This is a genomic window from Fretibacterium fastidiosum (assembly GCF_964642095.1).
Taxonomy (GTDB): Bacteria; Synergistota; Synergistia; order Synergistales; family Aminobacteriaceae; genus Fretibacterium; species Fretibacterium fastidiosum.
The window spans coordinates 695,933-713,747 of the sequence record NZ_OZ209244.1 but is presented as its reverse complement, the minus strand read 5'-3'; the positions used below and the strand labels follow the sequence as shown (position 1 = coordinate 713,747).

Here is a 17,815-nt window from a genome sequence, read left to right as displayed (position 1 = left end):
CATGTCCCCTGAAATCGTCGTCCTCGACGGATACACGGAAAACCCCGGTGACCTGAGCTGGGGAGAGTTGGAGAAGCTTGGTGCGCTGAAGGTCTATGACCGCACGAGCCTGACCGATGAAGACGAGGCCATCGCGCGCATTGGCGGAGCGGAGATCGTGCTGACCAACAAGACGCCGATAACGAAGAGGGTCATCGATGCCTGTCCGAACGTGAAGTTCATCGCCATGCTGGCGACCGGGTACAACGTCGTCGATGCGGCTTATGCGAAGGAGCGCGGCATCCCGCTGTCGAACGTCCCCGCCTATGGGACGGCCTCGGTCAGCCAGTTTTCGATAGCGCTCTTGCTTGAGCTATGCCACAGGATCGGGCTCCACGACCAGACCGTCCACGAGGGCCGGTGGGAGCGCTGCGCCGACTTCTGCTACTGGGAGACCCCGCAGATAGAGCTCGACGGCAAGACGATCGGGATCATCGGCTTCGGCAGAATCGGCCAGCGTGAGGGCGCGATCGCGAGGGCGATGGGCATGAACGTCCTCGCTTACGACCTCTATCCCAACGACTCAGGCAGGCAGATAGCGGAGTACGTCGATCTGGACGCGCTTCTCGCCCGGTCGGACGCAATCACGCTGCACTGCAACCTGACGTCCGAGAACGCGGGCCTCATCTGCAAAAATACGATCGCAAAGATGAAGGATGGCGTGCTGATCGTCAACAACGCGCGCGGACAACTCGTCAACGAACGCGACCTTGCCGACGCGCTGAACAGCGGCAAGGTCGGCGGCGCGGCCCTGGACGTCGTGTCAAGCGAGCCCATCCGCGGCGACAACCCCCTGTTGTCAGCGAAAAACTGCGTGATAACGCCCCACATCTCATGGGCCTCCCTTGAGAGCAGGCGGCGCATCATGGAGTGTACGCTCTCGAACGTCAAGGCCTATTTGGAGGGCAGGCCGGTGAACGTCGTCAACGGGCTGTGACGTTTGCCGTCAGGACGCTGACAGGACGGGATATTACAGGGCGGGGATGTCTGTTTCGACAGGCGCTCCCGCCTTTTGCTGCATTTGAGTGGATCAACCGGAACGGTCCGCAGGGCTGGCGCGGGAGCGTACTGTGATAAAATAGAGACGCTTTAGCCTGATGTCACCAATACCGCTACGCCACAAATCGATGCCGTGCGGTCCCCTTCCTCGGCGGGCGACGGTTCCCGCGGGAGGAAGGAAGGCCGCTTCGGCGAAGGCGCGCGCATCGCCGCGCGAGAGAGGGGAGATCGCACGATGAAAAGGTCCTTTCGTTTCGCTTTCCTGATCCTGGCCACCCTGGCCCTTGCCGCAGGGCCGGCGGCCGGCGTCGATAAGGCCGGATGGCCCGACCAGCTGCGCTTCATGGCCGGACCTCCCGGCGGCAACTGGTTTGCGCTGGGCACGGCCCTGGCGGACATGTGGACGGGCGCGGGCCTGCCCCAGACCACCAGCAGCTCGGGCGGCGGCGTCGCCAACATCGTGAACGCCAACAACGCCAAGGGGGACCTGGGCTTCTCCGTGACCTCCATGGTCGGTGCGGCCACCCAGGAGGGGGGCGTGGACTTCACCAAAGGCCAGAAGATGGAAAACGCCGTCATCATGGCGAACCTCTACACCCAGTACACCTACTTCATCATGCGCCGGGACTTCGCCGAGAAGAACGGCGTCAAATCCCTGGGGGACGTGATCGACAAGAAGCTCAAGATGCGCTTTGCCACGCTGAAGCCCGGCACGTCGTCGGAGTTCGTCGTCAAGGCCCTGTTCGACAAGGGCTATGGGTTCGACTACAAGAAGACCTTCGAGGAGTGGGGCGGCACGGTGGAGTATGCGTCCTACGAGGGCGGCGCGGACCTCCTGGCGGACAACCATCTGGACTGCTTCGCGTTTTCCGTGGGCAAGGTCGCCTCGATCGTCATGAACATCGAGAGCAAGCTGGACGTCGTGCTGCTGCCCGTGGGGCAGGAGGCGCTGGACAGGCTTTCCGCCGCCTACGGTACGGAGACCTTCACCATCGACCCCGGCATCTACAAGGCCGTCCCGGAGGGAGCTGAGCCCGTCAAGACCGTTGGAGACTACACCTGCATCGTCATCCGCAGGGACCTTCCGGAATCCCTGGTGTTCGAGCTCAACCGCGCCCTGTGGGAGCACAGGGACTCCCTCGTCGCGGCCGTGAAGGACATGGAGGAGCTGGACCCGGCAGCGACCGTCCCGGCCAGGGTGCCGTCGCACGCTGGTTCCGAGGCCTTCTGGAAGACCGTGGCGAAATAGCGCGGCCCGCGTCCGAGTCGGGGCCGAAGGGGAGAGGGGGAGAGAGCCGTGTTCTTCCCCTCTCCCGAAATTTTCTGCGGGCCTGCCCTGCTGGGGGCGCCGCCCGCCGAACGGGGATGATACCTTGAGGAAATTAAGCGGAAGGACGAGGACGTTCGTCTACCTCTACGTGCTGCTGATGGGGTTGTTCCACCTCTACACGGCGGCGGCGGGAAACTTCGAGGCCTACCTTCAGCGCAGCATCCACCTGGCCTGGGTGCTGCCGCTGGCCTTCGTGCTCTACCCCATGACGAAGCGCTCGCCGATGGACCGCGTGCCGCTCTGGGACTGGGCCCTCGCAGCCCTGGCCGCCGCGCCGGGGCTCTACTCCACGATCAACTACACCGCCATCACGGAGCGCATCCAGCAGATCGACCCGCTGACGACGACGCAGCTCGTGCTGGGGGCGCTGCTCGTCGTCCTGCTCCTGGAGGGCACGCGGCGCATCGTGGGACTGCCCCTGGCGCTCATCGCGGGCCTGTTCGCCGTCTACATGCTCTACGGCTACAAGCTGCCGGGCCTGATGCGCGGCTTTCAGTTCTCCTGCTCGGAGGTCGTCGAGGGGCTGTTCCTGACGGACGAGGGAATCTTCTCCATGCCGCTGGGCGTCTCCGCCACCTTCGTCATGATCTTCCTGATCTTTGGCGCCTTCCTCGAGAAGAGCGGCGCAGGGGACTGGTTCATGAGCGTGGCGCAGGCCTTCACCGGCGCCACGCCGGGGGGACCGGCGCAGATCGCCGTCGTGAGCTCCTGCCTCTTCGGCTCCATTAGCGGCTCGGCCGTGGCCAACGTCTACGGCACGGGGACCTTCACCATCCCGCTGATGAAGAAGATCGGCTACGCCCCCGACTTCGCCGGGGCGGTGGAGGCCGTGGCCAGTTCGGGGGGCCAGATCATGCCGCCCATCATGGGGGCGGGCGCGTTCCTGATGGCGTCCTTCCTCGGCGTGCCGTACCGCGACGTCATGATCGCGGCCCTCTTTCCGGCCCTGCTCTACTACGGCGCGCTCTTCGTCATGGTGCGCCTGCGCGCGCTGAAGAAGGGCCTCAAGGGGCTTCCCCCCGACGAGTTGCCCTCAAAGATCGAGGTCTTGAAGCGCTTTTACATGATCGCGCCCCTGGTGGGCCTCGTGGCGTTCCTCCTCGCCGGCTACACCCCCATGAGGGCGGCCCTGATCGGCATCGGGCTGGCCTGGTTCGTGGCGTTCTTCAACTTCAGGCCGGACAGCTCGCCTTCGGAAAAGCACTCCGCCTGCGTCGCGGCGGCGATCTCCGCGGCCCTCGCGGCGCTTTTGGCCCTGCGGCCTGAGCTCACCGAGAGGGTGAACGCCAACCTGCTCTTCGTCCTGATCTGCGCCTTCCTCCTCGTCGCCTCCAGGTTCAACCCCGGCATGAACGTGCGCGACGTCATCGACGCGGTGGAGAGGGGCGCGCGGGGCATCCCGCTGGTGTGCGTGGCCTGCGCCTCGGCGGGCATCGTGCTGGGGGCCGTGTCCCTGACGGGGATCGGCGGCAAGCTGGTGGGCTTCATCATCTCCCTGGCGGGGGACGCGCCCTTCCTGGCGCTGGTGCTCGTGATGCTCATCGCCACCTTTCTGGGCATGGGCCTGCCCACCACGGGCGCCTACATCCTGGCGGCGGCCCTGGGCGCGCCCATCCTGGTGAAGCTGGGGTTCCTGCCCATCGCCGCGCACATGTTCGTCTTCTACTACGCCATCATCTCCAACATCACGCCCCCCGTCGCTCTGGCGGCCTACGCGGCCAGCTCCATCGCCGGCGCAGACCCGAACAGGACCGGCTTCCACGCCATGCAGCTCGGCTTTATGGCCTACGTCGTGCCCTTTGCCTTCTGCTACGATCCGGGGCTCCTCATGCAGGGCGGCCCGGCCGCCGTCGGCTGGGGGCTCCTGAGCGGCGTCTCCGCCGTCGTCGCCTTCGCCAGCATGTGGATGGGCTACATGAACGGACCACTGAACCTCCTGACGCGCCTCGTCCTCTGCGTCGCGGGGGTGCTGGTCCTCTCCGTGTGGCCCGCCGTCACGGCGGTGGGGCTGGCCCTGCTGGCCGCCGTCTGGCTCTTCACCCGAAGGGCGCACCGATAACAAAGCGCGTTTAACGAAACGGCATTTGCCGCCTCGCTGATGAAAGGTATGAAAGGGGAAGTGGCCCGAAAGGCTTTCGCCTCCCCTGTAAGGGGAGGCGCCGAACGGAGTGAGGTGGAGGGGTTAGCTTCATACCCAACGACAACCCATCGTGCAAAGGGCCAACAACCCCTCAGTCTCGCCCTTGCAGGGCTCGCCAGCTCCCCTTCCAGGGGAGCCTAATAAACCGGGGGCTTGAAAAACGCGCCTCTTCTTTTTGCCTCCCCTGCAAGGGGAGGTGGTTCGCACTAGCGAACCGGAGGGGTTGCTTCCCACACTCAACAACACCCCCCCTTCGGGGGGCCGAAAGCATGCCGCGCCTCACAGCATCCTTCGCATCCAGAGCCACAGGGTCGCCACGGCGCTGAGGGCCAGGGCGATCAGGGAGACCCAGAAGAAGCCGTTGGGGCTGTCCATCAGCGGCAGCCGCACGTTCATCCCCCAGAAGCTGGAGACGGCGGCGGGGATGGCCAGGATGATCGTCACGGAGGCCAGAAACTTCATGACGATGTTCAGGTTGTTGGAGATGATGGAGGCGAAGGCGTCCATCGTGTCGCCCAGCACGTCGCTGTACACGCGCACCATGTCGTAGGCCTGGTCGTGCTCCACGATCACGTCTTCCAGCAGGTCCTCGTCCTCCTCCCGCATCTTCACCAGTTCCTGATACTGCGGGTTCTTCAGCACGCGCAGCAGCTTGTCGATGGCCACGCGGTTGCTGCGGATGGACCCCGTGAAGTACGTCAGCCCCTTCTCCAGGTCCATCAGCCGGAACAGCTCCTCGTTCTGCAGGGACTGGCGCATGGTGTGTTCGATGCTGTTGGACATGCGGTTGATCTCGCTCAGGTATTGAAGGTAGGCGCCCGCCGTCCTGTAGAGGATCTGCAGCAGAAACCGCGTGTGCTTCCAGGTGCAGAAGCCCCTGACCCCGCCGGCGGCTCCCGGCAGGATCACGTTCTCCTCGAGGCAGACGGTGATGAAGGCGGACTCCGTGATGACGATGCCCAGGGGCAGCGTGTCAAAGCTGAAGCTCTCCGGGTGCTTCGGGATGTTGAGGACCATCAGCAGCGAGGTGTCGCACCCGCTGTCCTCGTCCGCCTCCTCCACGTCGATGCGGCTCGACTCCTCGACGTCCATGGCCGCCGTGAGGAAGTCGAGGGGCACCGCGGCGATGCGCGCCACGTCCTCCAGCTCCTGGCGCGTGGGCGCCACCAGGTTGATCCAGCTTCCGTGGCGCAGCGTGTCGAGGCTGAGGTCCTCGTGTCCGGGGTTCTTCTGGTTGGTGTTCGTCCTCAGGACCGAGATCATGCGGCTCCCCCCTTGTTTAGGATGCGCGCCCGACGGGGGCGCGCCGATCGATCCCGTCGCGGCAGGGCCGTTCTACCTCGCGACCGGAGGGTGGTCGGCGGTCCGAATCTGCCCCTGTCCCGACAGGATCAGGAAGTGGCGCTTCCCCTCCGCGTCGCGGATCAGGGTGGTCATGGCGGAGCTGAAGGTCCCCCATTGGGGGGCGTAGTGGGAGTCCACCGTCGCGCTGCCGACCCCAAGCCACTGAAAGGTGCAGCCGCTGCGCGCCGGGAGCCGCTCCACGCTCCGCGGCTTTTCCCAGCGCACCTGAAGGCATTGTGCGTCCTCGTCAACCCCCAGGCCGAAGGGCCGTCCCGAAAGGTCCGCCCTGGCGACGACGCCGTAGAGCCACCGCATGGCGCGGTCCGCCTCTTGGGCCGCCGTCGGCCTTCCCCAGATCGCCCCCACCGAGAGCACGGAGCCGCTCAGGGCGGCCAGGATCGTGAGGACGATCAGGACCTCTGCTAGCGAAAAAGCGCGGCGTGCGCACCTCATCGGCCGCATGGCGCACGTCACGCGGCAAAAGGCCGGCCCGTCCCCGAAGCGGCGCACCTCCCGACTCGTCATCCCCAAAGACACCGCTCCTGCCATGTGCCTCCACGCCCCTCCCTTTTCCGCCTCCGCTCGCCCTTTGCGGCCGCGCGAACGTCCGTATTATATAGTATAGCGTATAGCGCGCAGTGAATGTGAAGGGCCGGGGGAGGGCGGCCGGCGGCGCCTGCAGCGCGGCCCCTTTGTCTGCAAGGTGCGGTTACGATGCGTTGGGGGAAAGGGCGCGCCAGCGCTCAAATTCCGCGTCGGTGGCCAGCACGCGGTGCGCGCCGCCGGCGTCGTGGAGCGTGCCCTGAGCGTACTCGATTCCCTCGGCTCTGCGGTCGTAGTCCACGGCGTGACGCTTCTTCTCCTTGACGGGGTTCGGCAGAGGGATCGCCGACAGGAGCGAGCGCGTGTAGGGGTGGATGGGGCGAGAGAATATCTCCGTCGGAGTCCCCGTCTCCAGGAGGCGCCCCTGGTGCATCACCCCGATCCGGTTCGAGATGTACTTCACCATGGACAGGTCGTGTGCGATAAAGAGGTAGGAGACGCCGGTTCGCTGCTGTACCTCCTTCAGAAGGTTCACCACCTGCGCCTGGATCGACACGTCGAGGGCTGTGATGGGCTCGTCGGCGATGATGAGGGAGGGCTCCATCACCAGCGCGCGGGCGATGCCGATGCGCTGGCGTTGGCCTCCTGAAAATTGGTGGGGGTAGCGGTTGGCGTGCTCGGCGGACAATCCCACCGTCTCCAGGGCGTCGTACACCTTCTCCCGGCGCTCCCTTGAGCTGCCGTAGAGGCGATGGATGTCCAGCCCCTCGGCCACGATGTTGATGACCTTTTTGCGCGGGTTCAGACACGCCATGGGGTCCTGAAAGATCATCTGCACCTGCGTGCGCAGGCGCCTGAGCGCTGCCGCGGAGAGGCGGCCCGATATGTCCGTTCCATCCAGGACGACGCGCCCTGAGGTCGGCGCATAGAGGCGGATGATGGTCCTCCCGATGGTGGATTTGCCCGATCCGGACTCGCCCACCAGGCCGAAGGTCTCTCCCCGGTCGATGTGGAAGCTCACGCCGTCCACCGCCCGCACGACGAAATGACGCGACACCCTGAAGTGCTGACGCAGGTCTTCTACCTCCAGGAGCGCGCTCATGCCCTCACCTCCGCCTCGTTTTCCCGCTGCATGGCCTTAATGCGGCGGCGCAGTTCCTCCGGCATCTCCACCCTGGGGGCCCGTGGGTCCAGGAGCCATGTCGCGGCGCTGTGGGTGGAGCTGACCTGGAACACCGGCGGCTCCTCCAGAAAGTCCATGCCGAGGGCGTAGGGGTTGCGCGGGGCAAAGGCGTCGCCTCGAATGGGGTGGAGCAGGTTGGGCGGGGAGCCGGGGATGGCGAACAGCTTTCGGTCCCGGCCGTCGGGATCCGGAATGGAGGAGAGCAGGCCCCAGGTGTAGGGGTGGCGCGGGTCGTAGAAGATGTCGTTCACGGTCCCGCTCTCGACGATCTTTCCGGCGTACATCACATCGACGCAGTCCGCGATCTTGGCGACGACGCCCAGGTCGTGGGTGATGTAGATCACGGACAGGCCACGCTCGCGCTGGACGTCCTGGATCATCTCCAGGATCTTCGCCTGGATCGTGACGTCCAGCGCCGTCGTCGGCTCGTCGCAGATGAGGACGTCCGGGCTGCAGGAGAGGGCGATGGCGATGACGACCCTCTGCCTCATCCCGCCGGAGAGCTGGTGCGGGTAGCTCTTCATGTAGGCTTCCGCCTCCGCGATCCCCACCCGGCGCAGGAGCGCCGCCGCCCTTTCCTCCGCCTCGCGCCGCGGCGTGCCGAAGTGGTGGCGCATCCCCTCCGTGAGCTGTGCCCCGATGGACATCGTCGGGTCGAGCGACGTCATGGGGTCCTGAAAGACCATGGCGATTCGTTTCCCCGCCAGCTCCCGGCGGATTTCGGCCTGGGACATGTCCATGATGTGCCAGACGCCTCCGTCGGGAGGCGTGAAGTCGATCGTCCCGCTCTCCAACTTGCCGTTGCTGCTCAGGATGCCCATGACGGCCTTCATGGTGACCGACTTTCCGGAGCCGGACTCCCCGACGATGGCCAGCGTCTCTCCGCGGCGCAGGTCGAGGTCCACGCCGCGAATCGCGTTCACGCGCCCCGCCGTCGTGCGGAAGCTGATGTGCAGGCCGCGAATGCGAAGCATCGAAGGGCGTTCCCGATTCTCCATGATCACACCTCCTGCATCCTTGGGTCGAAGGCGTCGCGCAGGCCGTCGGCCAGCAGGTTGAAGCTCAGCATCAGGAGCGCCAGTACCATGGCCGGGAACACCAGCATGTGGGGGTGCATCAGAAAGGACTTGTAACCGTCGTTGATCAGGGACCCCAGCGACGCCATCGGCGCGGGGACCCCAAGCCCCACGAAGGACAGGAACGCCTCGGAGAAGATGGCGTTGGGGATGGAGAACATGGACATGGTGACGAGCTGCCCGAAGATGTTGGGCAGGACGTCCCGAAAGATGATGGCGAAGTGCCCTGCGCCCAGCGTGCGGGACGCGAGGACGAACTCCTGCTCCCGAAGCTTGAGCATCTGCGCCCGCGCGACGCGGCTCATGCCGACCCATCCCGTGATGAGCAGGGCCAGGATGATGGAGTTCAGCCCGGGCGGCATGACGAGCATCAGGAGCGTCACGATGATGAGCGTGGGGATGCCGTTGACGACCTCGAGGACGCGCTGCATGATCATGTCCGTCGCCCCGCCGAAGTAGCCGGAGGTCAGCCCGTAGCTCATGCCGATCAGCATGTCGATGAGCACCGCGACGAAGGCGATGTAGAGGGAGATGCGCGTCCCCATCCAGGTTCGCGTCCACTGATCGCGGCCGAAGGTGTCCGTTCCGAACCAGTAGTAGACGTCGTCCAGCCCTTTTTGCCTGTATCGGTTGACGCGCCTCTCGCCTCCGTCGAAGACCCCCAGCCTCTCGATGACGGGGATGCGGGGGGCCAGGTTCTGGTGGAGGATGTTGACGTCGTTGTAGGCGTGTTCGTTCATGCCGGGGCCGAAGGCGGCGAGGACGGCGATGACGAGGATCGTCACGGCCCCGAAGACCGCGCCGCGGTTCCTGGCGAAGCGGGACAGGACGTCCCGCCAGAACGGCTGACTGGCGCAGTCCCTGTCGATATGGGCGGCGCCGGTGACGTCGATGCGCTCAAACTCGTGTCCCGGTTCGATGATGGGTTCAGTCATGGCGCTTCCCTCCCGCAAGCCGAATCCTGGGGTCGATGACGCCGTAGAGCAGGTCTACCACCAGCATCAGCCCGATGTACAGCACGCAGTAGACGAAGGTCAGGCTGATGACGACGTTGTAGTCGTTGGACTGTATCGCTGTCACCAGAAGGCTGCCGACGCCCGGAATGGAAAATATCTTCTCCACCACCATACTGCCCGTCATGAGGTTGACGATGAGGGGCGCGAGCACCGTGATGATGGGAATGAGGACGTTTCGCAGGGCGTGGACGAAGTTCGTTCGGAACGGAGAGAGGCCCTTGCTTTGGGCGAAGAGCATGTATTCGCTCCCCAGAGCCTCCAGCATCTCCGACCGGGCGAAGCGGGCGATCTGGGCCAGGGTGAACATGCTGAGGGCCAGCGTGGGCAGGACGGTGGAGGCGGCGGGGCGGTTGACCTTGTACAGGGTGGGGAACCACCCCGCCTTGAAGCCGAGGTAGTAGAGCAGGACGAAGGCGAACACGAAGGAGGGGACGCTCACGCCCAGCACGGAGACGACGGTGCTGAACGTGTCCGCGATGGAGTTGTGGCGCAGCGCGGCCAGCACCCCCAGCAGCAGGCCAAGGACGGCCCCCACGAACACGGCCTGAAGGCCGATGCGGATGGAGATGGGCAGGCGCGCCCGGATCATCTCGGTCACCGGGACGTTCTTCTGGATGTTGTAGGAGACGCCCAGGTCGCCGGTCATCATCCGCCCGACGTATCGGGCGAAGCGAATCAGCACCGGGCCGTCCAGCCCGTACTTTTCCCTGAGGACCGCCACCTGTTCCGGACTCAGCTTTTCGTCGTTGAAGGGCGAGCCCGGCATCAGCTCCAGCATGAGAAAGAGCGCCAGAACGATGGCGAAGAGCGTGGCCGCGGCGGTCAACACCCGTTTGACAATGTATGTTTTCATGATCTCATCCCCGAAAAAGACGAAGGCCGGCGGACGGCGTCCGACGGCCTCCCTGTCTTCGGCAACGGAGGCCTTTATGGATTGACGGCCTTCGTCGCGTGCTTGAAGAGGTTGCCGATGCTGGCGTGCTCCTCGATGCCCGTGAGGTAGGCCTTCTGCAGCAGGGCGCTGTTCTTTTGGTACACGGGGAGGACCGCCGCCTCCTTCAGAAGCTCGGCCTCGATGTCCTTCATGAGTTGCCAGCGCGCCGCCGGGTCGAGGGCCGTCTTGCCCGAGCTGGCCTCCTTGATCATCTCGTCGTAGTGCGCGTTGGTCCAGCCGATCTTCGTCTTGTTGCTCACGAACTGGTCCAGGTAGGTCATCGGGTCCGCATAATCGGGGCCCCAGCGGGTGAGGGACAGCTCGTACTCCCGGTCCCGCTCCCTCTGCAGGCGCGCCTTCTTGGCCATGCTCTCGAGGTTGATCGTAAGACCGGGCAGGTTCTTCTGAAGCGCGTCCTGAAGGTACGTCGCCACGCCGATGGCGGATTCCGTGTCCTCGACGAGGAGCGACAGCGACACGCTCTCGAAGCCCAGGGCCTTCTTGGCGGCGTTCCAGTGCTCCAGCGCCTTGTCCTTGTCGTAGTGCAGGTAGGTCGGCGCGCCGTCGCGGAAGTCCTTGCCGTCCGGGCCGGTGGCGAGCATGGAGGGGACGAAGTAGTCGGCCGGGTGGGAGCCGTCCTTCAACACACCGCTGCACAGCTCCTGCTTGTCGAAGCCCATGGCCAGGGCCAGGCGGAAATCCGGGTTGGCGAGAAACTTGTTCTTGTGGTTGCACAGCACGTACCACAAAAAGCTGCCGTCGATGATGCGGCACTCGGGGTCGTCCTTGAACTGCTCCACCAGCTCGCCGGTGAGCGCGATCTTGTCTACGTCTCCGTTCTGGTAGGCCAGGAGGGCGCTCTGCGCGTCCTTGATCACCACGAAGGAGACGCCGTCCACCTTGACCTCATCCCTGGCGTAGTAGTAGGGGTTGCGCTCCACGGTGGAGAGGGAGCCGCCCTGATCCCAGTAGGTCAGCTGGAACGCGCCGTTGGCGAGGACGTTCTCCACGCCCTGACCGTACCGGTCGCCCTGGGCCTTGAAGAAGGCCTCGTTGGCCGGGTAGAAGGAGGGGAACAGGAGGAGCGAGAGGAAAAAGGGCACGGGGTGGTCCAGCTCGACCGCAAGGGTCCGGTCGTCCAGGGCCTTCACGCCGAGCGTCTCCGGGTCCGCCCCCCTGTAGGCGATGGCCTCGGCGTTCTTGATGCCCGACGTGTCCGCCATGAGGAACTGCGTCTCGCTCCCCGTCCTGGGGTCCGCGAGGCGCCGCCACGCAAAGACGAAGTCCTGCGCCCTGACGGGCTCGCCGTTGGACCACTTTGCGTCCTCCCGGATGTGGAAGGTGTAGGAGAGGCCGTCGGGGCTGACGTCCCAGGACTCCGCAATGGCGGGGATGACGTTGCTGTCCTTGTCGAACTGCGTCAGGCCCTCCATGGTGTTCTCGATGATCGTGTAGGACGTCCCGTCCGACACGATCTGAGCGTCCATCGTCGTGAGCTCCGTTTCAACGCCGTAATTGACGATCACCTTTTCCGCCGCGAGCGCCGCGGGGCGCGGGGCCCAGGTCAACGCCAACGCAAGCAACGCTGCAAACCATCGTCTCAACTTGAATCTCCCCTTCGTAAATCATTGTGAACACCCTGTGAACGACCGCGATAAGACAATGGGCCGCCCGTCTTGCGGCCCTCCTCGCGCCCGCAGACGATGGGGATTTGAACCCGATCGGACTTCCCTGCGAGCGGATTTCATTATAGCATACGCTTATAGCGCTGCCTGTAAGGCGCGTTAAATAAAAACAGAGCTTGGGCTCAGGCAGCCTGTGGCGGGCTGCACAAGCTTGTTTTTGTGTGCGGAGAAGGTTATGTTAAGCTATGGAGGCCCTGCTTTGGGCCGACAGTTTGGGAACGAACGGAGGAACGCGGACTTGGAGAAATTTGCGGTGGCGGTCATCAACCATAAGGGGGGCGTTGGGAAGACCACGCTGTCCCTCATCCTGACCCAGATGGCGCTCATGAAGCGGAACAGGGTCCTGGCCGTGGACCTGGACCCCCAGCGCAACTTCACGGACGCCCTCTCCTTCATCCGGGGCTACTTCAAGGAGAGCCTGAGGGTGAAGGGGGCCCTTGCCCCCGAGGACGCCGGGGCCCCGGAGGACTGGATCGTCCTGGACTGCCCGCCGTCGCTGGGGTCGATCTCCAGGGTCGCCCTGAACTTTTCCGATATCGCGCTGGTCCCCGTGCGGCCGGACCTCTTCTCGCTCTCCAACCTGGGCGTGCTCTACTCCGTTGCGCGGGAGTGCGGCAAGGACAGGAGCCAACTGCCGCTGATCAAGGTGGGGTATGACGCCACGCGCCTCGCTCAAATGGCGGAGGAGGTCATCGCCGGCAAGGGCTATCCCGCGGCGGCCAGCCTGCCCCTCAACCGCCTGATCCCCTACAACATCGCGTCCGGCCGCATCTGGTCCATCGGCCTGAGCGCGGAGTCCCGCGCGCCCTACGAACGAATGTTCGCGCGCCTCGTGACCGCCTATCGGCGTATGCTGGAGGGGGACTTCAATACGGCCTGGCAGTAGGGGCCAGGGGCGCCCGGGTCCGTTTCACGTCTTTTCTCACCTGCGGTGACAGAGCTTCTTTGTGAAGTGATATAATGGGAGAGCACTTTTTGAAAACTTCACTATTTCTTGCAAGGTGAGGCTGATAGCTGATGCTGCGCTATATCCTACGTAGGCTCCTGATGATGATCCCCGTGCTGATTGGCGTCACGTTCATCGTCTTCTTCATCCTGGCCTTGACGCCGGGCGACCCGGCCGCCATCATCCTGGGCGACGGCGCGACGCCGGAGCTCCTGCAGCGGACGCGGGAGGAGCTCGGCCTCGATCGGCCCATCGCCGTGCGCTACCTGATCTACATGAAGGACGCCCTGCACGGGGACCTGGGAGTTTCCTACCGCAACAAGATCGACGTCATGGACATGGTGCTGGAGCGCTTCCCCGCGACCTGCGTCCTGGCCCTGGCCGGAATTTTTGTGGCGCTCCTCATCGGAATCCCCACCGGCATCATCTCGGCGAAGCACCAGTACACCCTGCTCGACTACACGACGACCGTCCTGTCGCTCATCGGGGTCGCCATGCCCAACTTCTGGTTCGGGCTCCTGGTGGTCCTCGTCTTCTCGCTGGGGCTCGGATGGCTGCCGTCGCAGGGGATGGGCGAGGGGTTCGTCCCCCTCGTGAAGAGCCTCGTCCTCCCCGCCCTGACTCTCGGCACAGGCTGTGCGGCGACGATCGTCAGGATGACGCGCTCCAGTATGCTCGAGGTGATCCGGCAGGACTACATCAGCACCGCGCGCTCCAAGGGCATTCCAGAGAGCGCCGTCACCATGGCCGGGAACACCAGCATGTAGGGGTGCATCAGAAAGGACTTGTAGCCGTCGTTGATCAGGGCCCCCAGCGACGCCACCGGCGCGTGGACCCCAAGCCCCATGAAAGACAGGAACGCCTCGGAGAAGATGGCGTTGGGGATGGAGAACATGGACATGGTGACGAGCTGTCCGAAGATGTTGAGCAAGATGTCCTGAAAGATGACGGCGAAGTGCCCTGCGCCCAGCGTGCGCCCCGCGAGGTCGTCCCGAAACGTTAAGGACAGCCTCACGGGGCGAGTCGTGCTTCGGAGGGGCAGTCGCCCCTCCGCCTCATGAGAAGTCAGAGGGCCTCCGTGGATTTTGTGTAGCGCAGGGGCAGCTCCAAGCCGTTTTGCTGAAGCAGCGCCTCATTTCTCAGGACGTCCTGCAGCGCTCCGTCCGCCGCGATGCGCCCCTCGTACAGGATGATCGCCCGGTCGCACACGTCGAGGGCCATGTCCAAGTCGTGGGTCGCCAGGATCATCGGCTTCTCCAGGGTGTTTAGCCTCTCGATGACCCGACGGCGTGCCCTGGGGTCCAGGGCCGCGGAGGGCTCGTCCAGGACCACGATGTCCGGCTGCATGACTAGTATCCCTGCCAGGGCGGCCATGCGTTTCTCCCCGCCGGAGAGACGATGGGGCGCCCGCTCGGCGAGGTGCGCGATGCCTAGGGTCTCCATGACGCTCAAAGCCCTCTCTTGGGCCTCCTGAACGGGCGTTCCATGCGCCACCAGACCGAAGGCGACGTCCTCGACGACCTCCGGCATGAAGAGCTGGTTGTCTGGCTCCTGAAAGATCAGGCCGACGGCGCTCCGAAGACGCTTCAGGTCCTCTCCGACGGGCTCTCCGTTCAGACATACCACGCCAGATTGGGCCGCAAGACATCCGGACAGATGCAGCATCAATGTGGATTTCCCCGATCCGTTGGGGCCTACCAGCGCGAGCTTCTCTCCATCTCGCAGCACGAAGAAAACCCCGTTCAGGGCCTCATGCCCATCGGGGTAGGCGTAACGGAGATCCTGCACCTCCATGAGATACCTCTTCCGCACCCCTCCGACCGGGATATCCCTCAGGCCTTCCATAACGCCGTTTGCTGAACTCATCTGTCTAAGACCTCCAGAGCAGAGCACAAGCCAGGATCACCCCGATATTCAACGCGAACGCAAGGCACAGCACAGTATCGATGCCGCGCCAGAGCAGCGGACGGCACTGAGAGAAGCCCGCCATCCCTCCGCGGCATCGGATAGCCCGCATCATCTGCTCCGCCCGGTCGGAGCTGTGCAGCAGCGTCGTCCCCAACACACATGCGAACGTCCGGCACATCGCGAGCCCCCTCAGCTCAGGAGCCCTGAGGTGTACCGCCCGGACCATCGTCTCCACGCGCTCCGCAAGGATGAAAATACAGCGCGCGGAGAGCAGCAGGAGGACCCGGAGTTTCTCGGAGACTCCGAGACAGGTCAGGACGTGATCGACTTTCTCCACTCCAAGCGAGAGGACCATTCGGGTCAGCAGGATCGAGATCAGGTTGAGCTTCAGGAGGATGAGCCCGGAGAGCCTCAGCCCCGCTGTGGAGAAGACGCCCCAGAAGCGGTCGCCGGGATAGGTCAGCGTCAGGAGCAGTGCGATGAAGAGGCCGGCGGCGTTCCAGTGGAACAGCTCCCGGAGCATCATCGCACTGTCGAGGAACAGCAAGGCGATGGGGATCGGGAGACCGCAGAGCAGGGCCGGAAACGACCGAACGGAGGCCAGGATACAGGCCATGGCCAGAGCGCACAGCACGCGCGCGCGTGGATCGAAGACGCTGAGCCGCGTCGGTGCGGCCTCGGACCGAAGGCCGCGCGTCTCAAGCTCCATGCCGGTCCTGCCCTAGTGGTCCACACCCATCAGGAGCTCCGGGGCCGCACGTTTCATGTAGGCCACCATGAAGGCCGTGATCGCCCCCTCAATCAGGGCCAGGGGGATATGGGCGATAAAGACGGTGTCGGCGATGTCGGATAGATTGGCGTCCGTCCCCCTCAGGAAGATCTCCACCCCCACGGCACAGAGGAGCACGGCCAGGGCACCTGCGATGAAGCCCAGTACGGAGGCGATGGGGCCTCTGCTCCTGCAGATCGGGCCCGCGAACAGGAAGTAGGCGGCGAGCGCAGGAACGGCGACATCCACCGTATTCACCCCCAGAACGATGAGGCCGCCGAACTGAAACAGGAGGGCCTGCAGAATCAGGGCGACCATCACGGCGGGAAAGGCCGACCACCCCAAGATCAGCCCCATGGGCGCGATAAGGGAGAGGTGGGTCGAACTGGGGCCGAGCCGCACGTTGATCAGGGAGGCCAGAAAGAACACCGACGAGGAGAACGCGACGCGGACGATCTTATCGGGGTTGAGCTTTTTGAGCCCGACCGCCGTCCCGACGCCCGCGACGGCCCATCCGGCGGCCAAGGCCTGAGTGGAGAGGATTCCCTCGCTGATATGCATGGGACTACACCGCCTTCCTGCACCGCAGCAGCAGGACGAACGCGGCGATGTTGAAGATCAGGCTGACGCCGAGCCCCGCCCTCAGGAGAAGATCCAGTCCCTCAGGGGCGGCCTTCTTCTCCTGAATGTCGATGCCCGAACCGCCTCCTGTGGCCCCGGCCTTCAGGAAGTCCTCCGTCACGTTCACTGTCGCCTCGGCCCTGTGCCCGTCCTCATCGCTGACGATGACCCGCCACGTCCCGGGCTTATTGGGGGTGAAGGCGAAACGCCCCCCCTCGTCGGTCCGTCCTGACTGGTAGGCGATCTTCTCGTCGGCAGGGGAGAAGACCTTGGCCTCAAGGTAGTTCATAAGCTCTCCCGTCGAGTAGAAGAATTCGAGCGATACCGGCTTCAGCGTGGACTCCGAATAGCCCACGCCGTGTGCGTCCGCCTGCTGCGCTAAAAGGCCGCTCAGGCCGGCGATCACCGCCAGCCCGAGCAGCGCCGTCTTTTTGAAAGAGGCGTTCATCTTTGATGGACTTTGCTACTTCACTTCAAAGAGCAGGAAGGTCCTGCGAGCAACGGAGTCGTACTCGCCCTCCTTGCCGGGCAGGTCCGTCTTCATGGCGCGCACACCCCAGAGACCGGGGGCTGTGATCTTGATATGGGCCACGCCCTGGACCGCCTGGGTATAGTAGGCATAGGTGTCCTCGTACTCAGGCGCAAAACCGTCGTAGCTCGCCCACACCGCCCCTGAGTAGGGTTTTCCGTCGACCAGTATCTTCACCTCGAAGAACTCTCCAACCTTGGCGTCCGCAGGGTTGGTCACGGGGATGATCTCAAGGGCCTGCCCCGTCTGAACGGCGAAGTTCTTGTCGTCCCTGGAGGCGTTGACGATAACCTTGACGAACTTGTCGTTCTTGGTCGCCTTCGTGACCTTCAGGCCCTGGGCCTCCAGGTCCTTGCGAAGGCCGGACTTGCCGCCCTCATTCGTGACGCACCAGACACCGCCGTCCTTGTTGGCGAGGATCACCATGGACTGAGAGGCATCCTCGACGGGCAGGGAGAAGTCGATGCACAGGTTTTTCTCGTTCGGCTTCAGCCCGGCCTCCTGGAGCTTGCCGTCCTTGAAGACTCCCGCCTTGATGCGCTCGACGCTCTCCACCTCCTCGGGTACGATGAACTTGTGTCCCGAGTGGATCTCAACCGCCAGAGTCTCGCCCTTCGCCGCGTTCATCTTCTGCGGCTTCATCACCAGCTCGTGCGCAAAGGCCGCCGAGGCGACCCCAAGGAGCAAACCAGCCGCCAACACTACTTTGTTTCCGCGTTTCATGAAAAAATCATCCTCCTCAATACTTACAGA

The 17,815-nt window shown here is 64.4% G+C and carries 18 protein-coding genes; 5 read left to right on the top strand and 13 right to left on the bottom strand.

The genetic code is table 11. The features are described from left to right. Nucleotide 1: 1 nt before the first annotated feature. The 3 genes from ACK28C_RS03265 (at nucleotide 2) to ACK28C_RS03255 (ending at nucleotide 4,427) form a co-directional block, all read left to right on the top strand. Nucleotides 2-976 (top strand): D-2-hydroxyacid dehydrogenase, encoded by a 975-nt coding sequence (locus tag ACK28C_RS03265; RefSeq protein ID WP_015556109.1) that lies wholly within the window; start codon nucleotides 2-4, stop codon nucleotides 974-976. 297 nt (nucleotides 977-1,273) lie between these two features. Then, on the top strand, nucleotides 1,274-2,287 hold the full coding sequence (locus ACK28C_RS03260; RefSeq protein WP_015556110.1) for a TAXI family TRAP transporter solute-binding subunit: 1,014 nt from the start codon (nucleotides 1,274-1,276) through the stop codon (nucleotides 2,285-2,287). A gap of 124 nt (nucleotides 2,288-2,411) precedes the next feature. Continuing rightward, on the top strand, nucleotides 2,412-4,427 hold the full coding sequence (locus ACK28C_RS03255; RefSeq protein ID WP_208872641.1) for a TRAP transporter permease: 2,016 nt from the start codon (nucleotides 2,412-2,414) through the stop codon (nucleotides 4,425-4,427). Between the two features lie 360 nt (nucleotides 4,428-4,787). Here the strand turns inward: ACK28C_RS03255 and ACK28C_RS03250 are convergent, their stop codons facing one another. The 7 genes from ACK28C_RS03250 to ACK28C_RS03220 form a co-directional block, all read right to left on the bottom strand. After that, complete coding sequence (locus ACK28C_RS03250) at nucleotides 4,788-5,771, bottom strand: magnesium transporter CorA family protein (protein ID WP_015556111.1); 984 nt, start codon at nucleotides 5,769-5,771, stop codon at nucleotides 4,788-4,790. A gap of 72 nt (nucleotides 5,772-5,843) precedes the next feature. After that, nucleotides 5,844-6,401 (bottom strand): Tfp pilus assembly protein FimT/FimU, encoded by a 558-nt coding sequence (locus ACK28C_RS03245; RefSeq protein WP_015556112.1) that lies wholly within the window; start codon nucleotides 6,399-6,401, stop codon nucleotides 5,844-5,846. A gap of 160 nt (nucleotides 6,402-6,561) precedes the next feature. Then, nucleotides 6,562-7,497 (bottom strand): ABC transporter ATP-binding protein, encoded by a 936-nt coding sequence (locus ACK28C_RS03240; protein ID WP_015556113.1) that lies wholly within the window; start codon nucleotides 7,495-7,497, stop codon nucleotides 6,562-6,564. After that, nucleotides 7,494-8,576: an ABC transporter ATP-binding protein gene (locus ACK28C_RS03235; RefSeq protein ID WP_208872643.1), complete on the bottom strand. Its 1,083-nt coding sequence runs from the start codon at nucleotides 8,574-8,576 to the stop codon at nucleotides 7,494-7,496. The genes ACK28C_RS03240 and ACK28C_RS03235 overlap by 4 nt, the downstream gene beginning before the upstream one ends. Nucleotides 8,577-8,578: 2 nt before the next feature. Continuing rightward, entirely contained in the window at nucleotides 8,579-9,589 is a 1,011-nt protein-coding gene (opp3C, locus tag ACK28C_RS03230) for an oligopeptide ABC transporter permease (RefSeq protein WP_015556114.1), read from the bottom strand. After that, the gene (locus ACK28C_RS03225) at nucleotides 9,582-10,523 is read right to left on the bottom strand and encodes an ABC transporter permease (protein WP_015556115.1); all 942 of its coding nucleotides are present in this window, start codon (nucleotides 10,521-10,523) and stop codon (nucleotides 9,582-9,584) included. Before ACK28C_RS03225 ends, opp3C begins: the two co-directional genes overlap by 8 nt. A gap of 74 nt (nucleotides 10,524-10,597) precedes the next feature. Continuing rightward, complete coding sequence (locus ACK28C_RS03220; RefSeq protein WP_208872644.1) at nucleotides 10,598-12,208, bottom strand: peptide ABC transporter substrate-binding protein; 1,611 nt, start codon at nucleotides 12,206-12,208, stop codon at nucleotides 10,598-10,600. Nucleotides 12,209-12,527: 319 nt separating this feature from the next. Here ACK28C_RS03220 and ACK28C_RS03215 point away from each other — a divergent pair, with 319 nt between their 5' ends. Both ACK28C_RS03215 and ACK28C_RS03210 read left to right on the top strand, forming a co-directional pair. Next, nucleotides 12,528-13,175: a ParA family protein gene (locus ACK28C_RS03215; RefSeq protein ID WP_208872645.1), complete on the top strand. Its 648-nt coding sequence runs from the start codon at nucleotides 12,528-12,530 to the stop codon at nucleotides 13,173-13,175. Between the two features lie 131 nt (nucleotides 13,176-13,306). Next, nucleotides 13,307-14,002, top strand: coding sequence for an ABC transporter permease (locus ACK28C_RS03210; protein WP_409152442.1), 696 nt, complete (start codon nucleotides 13,307-13,309; stop codon nucleotides 14,000-14,002). Here ACK28C_RS03210 and ACK28C_RS03205 read toward each other — a convergent pair. Genes ACK28C_RS03205 through ACK28C_RS03180 form a run of 6 tightly spaced genes read right to left on the bottom strand, consistent with a single transcriptional unit; the run spans nucleotide 13,930 to nucleotide 17,785 of the window. Beyond that, nucleotides 13,930-14,250: an ABC transporter permease subunit gene (locus ACK28C_RS03205; protein WP_409152441.1), complete on the bottom strand. Its 321-nt coding sequence runs from the start codon at nucleotides 14,248-14,250 to the stop codon at nucleotides 13,930-13,932. The two genes, ACK28C_RS03210 and ACK28C_RS03205, sit on opposite strands and share 73 nt — an antisense overlap. A gap of 50 nt (nucleotides 14,251-14,300) precedes the next feature. Beyond that, the gene (locus ACK28C_RS03200; RefSeq protein WP_015556116.1) at nucleotides 14,301-15,101 is read right to left on the bottom strand and encodes an energy-coupling factor ABC transporter ATP-binding protein; all 801 of its coding nucleotides are present in this window, start codon (nucleotides 15,099-15,101) and stop codon (nucleotides 14,301-14,303) included. Between the two features lie 4 nt (nucleotides 15,102-15,105). Beyond that, nucleotides 15,106-15,852: an energy-coupling factor transporter transmembrane component T family protein gene (locus ACK28C_RS03195; RefSeq protein WP_409152440.1), complete on the bottom strand. Its 747-nt coding sequence runs from the start codon at nucleotides 15,850-15,852 to the stop codon at nucleotides 15,106-15,108. Nucleotides 15,853-15,864: 12 nt separating this feature from the next. After that, nucleotides 15,865-16,473 (bottom strand): cobalt transporter CbiM, encoded by a 609-nt coding sequence (gene cbiM, locus ACK28C_RS03190; protein WP_409152439.1) that lies wholly within the window; start codon nucleotides 16,471-16,473, stop codon nucleotides 15,865-15,867. 4 nt (nucleotides 16,474-16,477) lie between these two features. After that, nucleotides 16,478-16,981 carry a hypothetical protein gene (locus ACK28C_RS03185; protein WP_015556117.1) on the bottom strand — a complete coding sequence of 168 codons (504 nt, stop codon included), beginning with the start codon at nucleotides 16,979-16,981 and terminating at the stop codon, nucleotides 16,478-16,480. 15 nt (nucleotides 16,982-16,996) lie between these two features. Then, nucleotides 16,997-17,785, bottom strand: coding sequence for a DUF4198 domain-containing protein (locus ACK28C_RS03180; RefSeq protein ID WP_015556118.1), 789 nt, complete (start codon nucleotides 17,783-17,785; stop codon nucleotides 16,997-16,999). Between the last annotated feature and the right edge of the window lie 30 nt (nucleotides 17,786-17,815).